This window comes from uncultured Neisseria sp. (assembly GCF_951230505.1).
Taxonomy (GTDB): Bacteria; Pseudomonadota; Gammaproteobacteria; order Burkholderiales; family Neisseriaceae; genus Neisseria.
The window spans coordinates 1-8,435 of the sequence record NZ_CATNVN010000077.1 but is presented as its reverse complement, the minus strand read 5'-3'; the positions used below and the strand labels follow the sequence as shown (position 1 = coordinate 8,435).

Sequence of the window (8,435 nt, the reverse complement as noted above, 5' to 3'; positions counted from 1 at the left end):
TGGCTGATGTTTTTGCATTGTTCGTAATAGTTTAAAGCTTTGTTTCTTAAGTCCGTAGAGTATGCCATGGTTAGACCTTCAAAGTTGAGTATTGTACCATTTTGTTTTTAATTGACTATAAAATCACCGTTTTCTACGGTATTAGGCTTAGTTTCTCGTTTGAATTTGTCGAAGAATTTCATCTGCCTTCCTTCTCTCTACTAATACGGACAAAATCATGATTGCCGGTGCCGGTTCGATTAAACGTGCCTTGTTCATCGAAGCTACGATTTTCCAAACCAAGCACAGATTTTCCGAGGCGCAAAACAAAATGTTTTGCAGTTTCATGGATTACCACGGTATCGCCCTCCACATGGCTGTTAAGCAACATTTCTGTACCGTCAGCCATAACTTTGTAAATCAGTGGCAGTTCTCGACCGTTATCAAAGCTGAAATAAGTAAAGCGGCCATTATCGTAGGCCGCTGTCGGTGCTAGTGCTTTATTACCCTTACCCCAATAGTTGTAATTGTACTGAACACTGGATCGATGCCTTGTTCCTTTGATTTTTTCCAAAGCCTTAGCCTGTTTCTGAGCTTCGGCACGCGCTTTATATTCCGCAGTATCAGGATAGACAAATCGAAGTAAATAAGTCGGCTTTTGAACATATTTGCCATTTTTCTTGCCGGTCAGCGACAAATCGAAGGCATATGTTCGTTTTTTGTTAGTTGTAATCAACATATTTGTGGCTGGAGCGGAAGCAACCGGCTTCATATAGAGATTGTTACCTCGAACTGCCAAATTCCAGGCTTCTGTATCACCCATACCCAAGCCGCTTGTATCACCAGTCAGCAATTCACCATCTTCAAGTTGGATTAAAACAGCTTCTCCAATACGAGCATGAACATGAATAACATCATCGGGATTGTACACAACGGTTTGGATGCGGCCGTCTTTAGCCGACCCTTTGGGAACAGATACCGCTCCGGATACAGCAGGTAAAAGTCCCATCAGCAGTAATGCTGTCAGTTTCATTTTTACATTCATCGTTAACCCTTTCTGTTATGGCGCAGTTTCCGGATCGACGCGATAACTTTTGACAATAAAGCCCAATGGATTGATACGGCGGGCTTCCTCACTCATAGGCTGGTTCGCATATTCGTAGCCGATAGTTGCGATCATGTTTTGAACAGGAATTTCCTGATTTAAATCTCCCGAAATCGGTACCATACGTTTTTCAAAACGGACTTGCGCTGTACTACCAATAAAAGTCACGGCTTTTACTTTGGCGACTACCTTGTATTGGTTTTTTAATACCTTATGCGGAGCTTGCGGATTGTCGTTATAGATTTTTGAAAATGCTGCCTGAATCTCAGGGGAACTCATCAACATAACCGCATCGTAGTTATCCTGAATTGTTACCCAGTCATAGCTTTCACGAAGTTGGACGTAACGTGTCAACCAGTGTTTATCCATAACTTCGCCGTAGGATTGTTCCTGATTTTTCATCATCGTTACGATTTCCGTTTGCCCGGTGTTGTTATCGACCTTGATTACATAAGGCCGTGTCTCTTTTAAAGGTGTCAGACCTGCTACTGCTCCAACTGCCAAGCCTGTGATCAAGAGACACGCACCACTGATGCGCCATGCAATTTTTGCTGATTTATGAACACGCACAATTTCTGCGCTTTCAAAACCTTTTGCAGCATTAATAAACTCAATAGCCATTTTGTTATTGCTGGCTTTTTGTGAATTGTCAGGCATCATTTATCCTCTTGCTTGAATAGTTGAATTAATCGGAAAAGGCGTACCGTGAGGTTGAGGAGGCTTTTTTCCGGAACATGCACAAAGTGCGATAGAAAGGGAGAGAAGAAGGATGGTTTTCACGGGGATTTCCTTGATTTATGAATCGATAAGCCCAAAAAAAACACCCCGATTGGGGTGTTCTTCTCAGATAGATTAATAGGTTGTTGCGTGATATTGCGTTTTTTGAATATTGAAACGATTATCATCGGTTAGAGAAAGAGTTGTACGAAAGTTGTCAATTTTGACTTTCTCTTTAGGAGGTATGTGGATGTCGGTTGATACTGCCGACACATAATATCCCTGTTTGTCATAAATAGGAACGGACACATTAACCACAATCAGACGATTGGTTTTGTTTAAAGCCTCACCAGTAAAGGTTATATCTGCCTGTGGAATCGCCCCCTTATAACTGCCACCTCTTTGGACAACAAGCATTTTCAAGTTTTTTAATTCGTATTGAGCTGTCGATTTACTGCCTAAAGACAAAGTGTCTTTAGCTTGCCCTGCTCCCGAACCGGCCATACCTGAATTAATGCCCGCCAAAGTACCGTTGATGGCGCTGAGGCCGTCAGTCAGTTCAGCACAGGCACTCAAGCCCAAACTCAGGGCTGTTATAGCAGCAAATTTAGTAATCTTGCGATAATCCATATTTAAACCCTTAGAGTATTAATCATCAAAACGAACCGGTACTGGTCGGTCAAGCAGTTTAAAAAATAATCCAAAAATCGATAAACCGATACATAGCCCGGCTAATCTGGCCAAAGAACTTTCCATCAAGTTGCCGAACATACCGATAAACATCAATGTGCCCACAGAAAGCAACAACATCCACCAAAGCATTTTAGTTACGAAAGTCATGATCATATTCTCCTAAAATTGGATTATTTCGGTTTGACTTTCCCGCCACCGGGAAGTTTCACACCTTTTGCCCATCTTGCCACAGACATAACGGTTCGACTGAAACCGTTTACAGATGCCCCACCCGTTAAAGCGGAAGAAATCGAAGGAATACTCCAGGCAACCAAAATAAAAATTGTTGTTGATAGGAAAAAGAGCGGAATCAAGCCGACTACCTGAGCAACTGATCCGATCTCTCCAACTACTGCTCTTTCTAATTGGTTCTTGAAAAAATCATTCTGCAATGCACCTAGAATAACGTAAAACACTACTGTAACTGAGTAATTAAGGATTTGTCCTATCCAATTCATGCCCCACTGCCGTGTTGCAGGAAACAACATTGAACCTATAAACATAGGTCCGATGACGATTACCATCGCCAATGATAGTTTGGCAATTAGGTAATAAGCAAATGTAATGAGAAAGAACAAATAAGCCAATATAACAGCAACCGTACCACCAATATAAAGCATCAGCTTATCTGATACTTGTAGCATATCCAAAGAAGAGGCATACGCAAAAATATTCTCCATCATCTTTAAGATATTGTTGCTTTGGGTATCCAACGCGCTTGCAGTATAGGTTGAAGTCCCCAACAATCCACTCAGATTTTCGGGCAACATCCACATGATATTGGCGAGTTTCTGATACTGACTGGAATTGAACGCAAAAGCGATAATCAGCAACCAGCCGATCATGCGCTTACCCAAATCCACGACATTTTCATCAAACCCCCGTTTGTAATAGTCAAACGCGATCAACAGGATATAAATCCCAAAGCCGATTTGAAAAACCGGAGCAATACCGCTGATCATGTTGTTTGATTTTTGGAACAGATTAGTTCCCATACCGTTTAGTAGAAAGTTGGCGAGTTCGGAAAAATAAGAAGTTGTTTCCATAATTTGCCCTATTTTATTTAGTGCTGCATTCGCTTACTCCCGAATGCAGCACGATAAAGCTACTACTGATTGCAGACCGCATAGTTGCGATCACGGATATGGCGTGCCATACATTCTTCACGGGAAGCATACTGGCGCTGTTCGATTTCTTGTTGTCGTTTATACAACCGATCGAGCATATCCAGCTTGGTTTGATTGTTGGCGATTTTTGCCTGTTCCACAGAAATACGGTTTTGCAGGTCAGTAGCGGCTTTGATGTCTTGTGTATTGTTGACTTCGTCCATCAAGCGCGACAGAGATTTAAGCTGTGTCTCCATCGAGTTAAAGACTTTTTCCATCTCCTTCATGTTATGCACAGCCATTCGTTGCGCCGTTTCAGGGTTATAAGCCTTACTATTAATTACAGACTTATAGTCGATATTTTTTGTGCCTTTATAAATCTCGCTCCACTCGGACGGAATTTGGTCTTTGAGCGTATCCTTCAAAAGATTGCCCATATTGCGCGAACCTGTCATCGCTTTAAACTGTTTAACCTGTTGTTCGTACTGCTGTTTCATTTGTGCGAGTTGCTTAGCCATCTCCATCATCTGCTGAATGAAGTTTTGGGCGCGTTGAGCTGCTGCTGCACCATCAACTACCGGAATACCACTAGCTGTAACTGCTAAAGGCATAGCTGCTAAACTCGTAACAAGAAGAGCCATAGCGGATAATTTCTTCAGATTCAATTTCATCATAAGTTCCTTGTTGAAAGCCGCATCAAGCGGCAAAAAAAAAGGCCGTTTGAAATTCAAACAGCCTTCGTTAAATTAAAAGAATATTATGCGGCTCGCACATTTTTCTTCTCTGCACGGCGTTCTCGCAGGGTTTCAAGAAATGGGCGATACCAAACATCCGGATTTTCACTGCCAACATCTTCCATAATTTGATGCAACAACTCAACGTTATCAGATGAACCTGACAGGAAAGCCATTTCATCATGAAAACCGTACAAATCCAGCATGGCAAATGCCGACTGTTTCGACTGCTTAACCAAGAATGTGCGGCTTTCCAACGAGAGTTTGGAAAGTTCCTCAAACTCTTTTAGCGTCAGGCCGCAACGTTCGTAGCTGTTTTCAAATTCGGCATCAGGATTCGGCAGAAAGATTTTAGTTGGCGTTTGTTGCACAATCGCCGGGAAAATAGGACAAGAAATCGCATCTTCCGGTGATTGCGACACCAAAATCAACCAGCCGCCGCGTTTACGGTCGGTTTTCAGAATCTTGAGCATGATGTCCTGCAATGCCTCAAAACGTGCCGCATACCAAAATTCTTCAATGATGGAAGCGAGAATGCCGTCTTCTTTAGCAACTTTGTCCATCATGATATTTCTCAGGTGGAACATATACGCTAAAACCGGAGCGGTCGGCGGATAGTCGTCCTTCAGAATATCGGTCAGGTCAAATCCAACACGGAAGAACTTTTCAGCATCAAACATGTTTGTTGGGTTGTCCAGGCACCATGCGAACCGTCCACCTTCACTTTCACACCATTTAGAAAGGCGCATACGAAGTGAGTTAGGATCAGGAACAACTGGGATGCTTTGCAGTAGATGACTAAACCGGCGGTTTTCATAATCCATACTGAACAGGGTATCGACAGCAGCCTGAATCTCTTTTTCTTCCGTAGCCGTCAGTTTTCCGTTCTCGTCCGCTCCGCACATACCGACCAAGCTGTACAGGAATTCACGGTTTGAAGGTGTATCAGGCAGTTGAAAAGGATTTAACCCGGTAGGCACACCTGCTTCTAAGGCAAAATAAGAACCACCGATGGCGCGGATAAAGATTTCCATACCTCTGTCCAAGTCCATCACAAACATATAAGGATTGAAGCGTTCTGTGAACGCCATCATAGATGTTTGCAAAGTGGTTTTACCCGTACCGGTTGCACCCAATATCAGTGTGTGTCCGGCGATTTTCTCACCAAGGTTGTCCTCCTTCAGATTTGAGAAATGGAAGTTGAAATCGTAAATCGTCTTGGATGTGGTTTGCAGCGGCATAATTGCTGAGCCGTCACCAATCGGATTGCCCTGTTTTTTACCGTGCGAGTAGTTGTGTATGCCGAAGGTTGTCGCAAAGTTTGTTGTCGTTTTCGGGAAAGAGCGAGGTCTTTCCTTACTGCCCGGCACCTGACTGAAAAATGTCGCCGGAGCGGAAAGACCTGCTTTAGTAAAACGATAACCGCCCGCATTCAGAAAAGTAGAATAAGCACGAGCGCCATTTGCGGCCGCTTCTTCAGCAGTATTGCCATACACAACCAACGCTGCATGATAGTCGCCGAACATCAACTCGCCCGAAACGAGTAAACCCTGACCTTGTTCCAACTCTTTCTGCTGCTCCGTTGCCTTGTCGTTGACCGATGTCAGATTGTTCAACTGTTTCTTAATTTCGCCCTGCATATCATACGGATTGATGAACACAAGGCTTTGAGTGAATGTAAACTCACAAGGTAGGCGCAAGATTGATGTCAAGATTTTAGGTTTACTAATCCCAAAGTCTTTCAGATCGAACATTTGTGCAAACTTACGAGTCCCGTTTTGGGAACGAATTTCGCACAAATCAGAACCAAAATGCAGATTAGCTCCTGGAATAGTCTGATAAGCATCGACAAAAGACAAAGGAATCTCTTCCCGTGTTCCATTGATCAAACTGCCAAAAAATGAGTACACCTCCGAAAAAGCAACACCGTTTTCATTCTTATAGGCAGTCAAAAGATACGGATCGTAGGGTTCAAGTGAGCGCATCAGAATCTGAATTTGTTCCTCTGCTTCTTTAATACCTGCTTCCAAAAAGTCGGTTTTAATCAAAACCGTCAAATGGAACACGTTTTCAAAATAATCCACTTCTTGAAAACGTTTCAGATATTTATCGGCAAATTGCTGGCAAAAAGCCGTTTGAAATGTGTATTCGCGGTCAAATACAATTTTTTGGCGTTGAAGAGTTCCCCACACCGCCAAACGGTTACCTAATGTTTTGCCCATACCGGCAAGTACGTTTCGCAACGATACAAACTGCGTGAACAAGTGTTTGTCGTCCACGCCGTCAAACGGAAGACCTTCCATACGGATGACGAAGGCTAGATGTCCCGTTTTGTAATTAACGATGTTGTTTGAAACGTGTTGGCAGATTTTCGGTAGAAAATCCGACTGTGCCGGTTGCGCTTTTAGAGCGTTGCTCAAAAAATCGCTGATAATCACTTTGTTGTCTCCCAAATTTGGTGGCGAGAATGGTATTGGTGCCGTTAAACATCTTGGCATTGCGGCGTCGGAGGAAGTATTTCGTTTCGTAGAAATAAACTCTTAAGGCTTGATCATCGTGTTTACTAATGGTGTACAAGAAAGCCAAAACCGGCAAAGGTAGCAGCAGAAAATATAAAGCCCTTCCTTCGAGGAAGGGCAATGTTGCCATTGTTAATATGACAGCAGCTAAACCACATGCGGCTAATGCCGGAAGTGGAATACCTGCCACCATTGCACGACGATTCATACCGTTGAATGTTGGTTGCTCAGTATGAATATCTTCTTTCATTCGACAGAAACTCCCACCTTAAGATAAGCTTAAGCTTCCGCCTTTTGTGAACAGCCAAGTTGCGATAACAATCGCACCACCGGCACCGACAATCCATAAACAGGTTTCCAAAATATCCCCCCATGTTTTACGACCGCCAAAACCTTGTGCCATTTGCCACAATAAGCAAATCGTAGCTACGACCCCTACAATGGTGTAGATACCTGTTCGGATGGTTACTGCCATTGAAGATACTTCGCTGAATCCGTCTGCCAATACAGTTTGTGCCATTGCCAGTAAAGCAACTGTTGCAACTGTTTGTGTATTGGTTACAGCTTTTTTGATGTAATTCATCATCATTTCCTTTTTAAAAGACAAAAAAAAACCGCATTTAGCGGTAATAAGAATTGCCCGAAGGCAGTTAAAACTCTTTAAATACATCCCATTCTGCGTATCGTTTGACGGGTGCTTGGGCTGCTACTTTGACTATGTTTTCAGACGAGCTATCAGATCGGGCAACAGCAGGTATAGGCTTCGGCTTAAAAGGCTGAACAGAGTGTGATGCCAAAACTGTACGATTGCCGCTCAATCGTGCGTAACGTTCTTTCACGTTGCGGACGTAGTGCTGCGTTTCCCGATAAGGCGGAATGCCACCATATTTCCTGACAGCTCCCTCACCGGCATTATACCCAGCCAATACCAAATCAATATTGCAACCATGTGGGCTGGATTTGTCAGGAAAGTGGTTACATAAAAAACGCAGGTAACGTGTACCTGCGATGATGTTTTGTTCCGGGTCGTAGAGGTTTTTAGGATTCACCCCCATTCTTGCAGCAGTGGGAGGTATGACCTGTAACAAACCCCGTGCATTCTTATTGGACAGAGCATAACGGTTTCCTGAGCTCTCACGCCCCATAACCGCCCATACAATGTTTTTGTCCAAACGCTGTAATGCCGCATGCTTTTCAACTAATGCAGCGTATTGAGGGTATGGAGCGTCGGCAATCGCTGATGTTTGGTAAAAAGCAAATAGTGATGTTGTCAGTATCAATATTCTCTTCATGTTTTTTTCACATCCCTTCCTTTATTTATTCTGAAAAGAAAAAACGAAAATCAAAGCAAATTGAGTAAAAATGCTTGGATTTTCGTTCTGTGGTATGTGTCCGGTTTGTGCCGAGATAAGGCAAAATTAAACTGTATCAGACTGAAGGTGCTGGCTTCAACTCTGTTTAGAAACAATTAGTTATATTTTATTATTTGGACTTTTAATCCGTTGGTCGAGCGTTCGAATCGCTCACGACCCACCAAATATGA

The 8,435-nt window shown here is 43.1% G+C and carries 10 protein-coding genes; all 10 read right to left on the bottom strand.

All coding sequences use genetic code 11. The features are described 5' to 3' along the window. Window positions 1-178 precede the first annotated feature (178 nt). The 10 genes from virB9 to Q1M25_RS06130 all read right to left on the bottom strand — a co-directional run bounded on the left by virB9 (window position 179) and on the right by Q1M25_RS06130 (window position 8,184). On the bottom strand, window positions 179-1,012 hold the full coding sequence (virB9, locus tag Q1M25_RS06175) for a P-type conjugative transfer protein VirB9 (protein WP_065423771.1): 834 nt from the start codon (window positions 1,010-1,012) through the stop codon (window positions 179-181). Window positions 1,013-1,039: 27 nt separating this feature from the next. Further along, complete coding sequence (locus Q1M25_RS06170) at window positions 1,040-1,744, bottom strand: virB8 family protein (RefSeq protein WP_114139676.1); 705 nt, start codon at window positions 1,742-1,744, stop codon at window positions 1,040-1,042. A gap of 192 nt (window positions 1,745-1,936) precedes the next feature. Further along, a complete protein-coding gene (locus tag Q1M25_RS06165; protein ID WP_049323729.1) occupies window positions 1,937-2,431 on the bottom strand; it encodes a hypothetical protein in 495 nt (164 codons plus the stop codon). A gap of 18 nt (window positions 2,432-2,449) precedes the next feature. Continuing rightward, window positions 2,450-2,641 (bottom strand): hypothetical protein, encoded by a 192-nt coding sequence (locus Q1M25_RS06160; RefSeq protein WP_128582986.1) that lies wholly within the window; start codon window positions 2,639-2,641, stop codon window positions 2,450-2,452. 23 nt (window positions 2,642-2,664) lie between these two features. Further along, window positions 2,665-3,579 (bottom strand): type IV secretion system protein, encoded by a 915-nt coding sequence (locus Q1M25_RS06155; RefSeq protein WP_049323728.1) that lies wholly within the window; start codon window positions 3,577-3,579, stop codon window positions 2,665-2,667. A gap of 62 nt (window positions 3,580-3,641) precedes the next feature. Continuing rightward, window positions 3,642-4,313, bottom strand: a complete 672-nt coding sequence (locus Q1M25_RS06150; RefSeq protein ID WP_300482974.1) for a type IV secretion system protein — start codon at window positions 4,311-4,313, stop codon at window positions 3,642-3,644. 83 nt (window positions 4,314-4,396) lie between these two features. Then, the gene (locus tag Q1M25_RS06145) at window positions 4,397-6,793 is read right to left on the bottom strand and encodes a conjugal transfer protein (RefSeq protein WP_300482971.1); all 2,397 of its coding nucleotides are present in this window, start codon (window positions 6,791-6,793) and stop codon (window positions 4,397-4,399) included. Next, on the bottom strand, window positions 6,711-7,142 hold the full coding sequence (locus Q1M25_RS06140; protein WP_049323725.1) for a VirB3 family type IV secretion system protein: 432 nt from the start codon (window positions 7,140-7,142) through the stop codon (window positions 6,711-6,713). Before Q1M25_RS06140 ends, Q1M25_RS06145 begins: the two co-directional genes overlap by 83 nt. An 18-nt stretch (window positions 7,143-7,160) precedes the next feature. Continuing rightward, window positions 7,161-7,475 carry a hypothetical protein gene (locus Q1M25_RS06135; protein ID WP_223169098.1) on the bottom strand — a complete coding sequence of 105 codons (315 nt, stop codon included), beginning with the start codon at window positions 7,473-7,475 and terminating at the stop codon, window positions 7,161-7,163. A 67-nt stretch (window positions 7,476-7,542) separates the two neighbouring features. Beyond that, window positions 7,543-8,184: a lytic transglycosylase domain-containing protein gene (locus tag Q1M25_RS06130; protein ID WP_049323724.1), complete on the bottom strand. Its 642-nt coding sequence runs from the start codon at window positions 8,182-8,184 to the stop codon at window positions 7,543-7,545. Between the last annotated feature and the right edge of the window lie 251 nt (window positions 8,185-8,435).

What these genes read in the sequence shown, in the direction of transcription:
- virB9 (WP_065423771.1), bottom strand. Translation starts at nt 1,012, where the DNA reads ATGAAACTGACAGCATTACTGCTGATGGGACTTTTACCTGCTGTATCC.
- Q1M25_RS06170 (WP_114139676.1), bottom strand. Translation starts at nt 1,744, where the DNA reads ATGATGCCTGACAATTCACAAAAAGCCAGCAATAACAAAATGGCTATT.
- Q1M25_RS06165 (WP_049323729.1), bottom strand. Translation starts at nt 2,431, where the DNA reads ATGGATTATCGCAAGATTACTAAATTTGCTGCTATAACAGCCCTGAGT.
- Q1M25_RS06160 (WP_128582986.1), bottom strand. Translation starts at nt 2,641, where the DNA reads ATGACTTTCGTAACTAAAATGCTTTGGTGGATGTTGTTGCTTTCTGTG.
- Q1M25_RS06155 (WP_049323728.1), bottom strand. Translation starts at nt 3,579, where the DNA reads ATGGAAACAACTTCTTATTTTTCCGAACTCGCCAACTTTCTACTAAAC.
- Q1M25_RS06150 (WP_300482974.1), bottom strand. Translation starts at nt 4,313, where the DNA reads ATGATGAAATTGAATCTGAAGAAATTATCCGCTATGGCTCTTCTTGTT.
- Q1M25_RS06140 (WP_049323725.1), bottom strand. Translation starts at nt 7,142, where the DNA reads ATGAAAGAAGATATTCATACTGAGCAACCAACATTCAACGGTATGAAT.
- Q1M25_RS06135 (WP_223169098.1), bottom strand. Translation starts at nt 7,475, where the DNA reads ATGAATTACATCAAAAAAGCTGTAACCAATACACAAACAGTTGCAACA.
- Q1M25_RS06130 (WP_049323724.1), bottom strand. Translation starts at nt 8,184, where the DNA reads ATGAAGAGAATATTGATACTGACAACATCACTATTTGCTTTTTACCAA.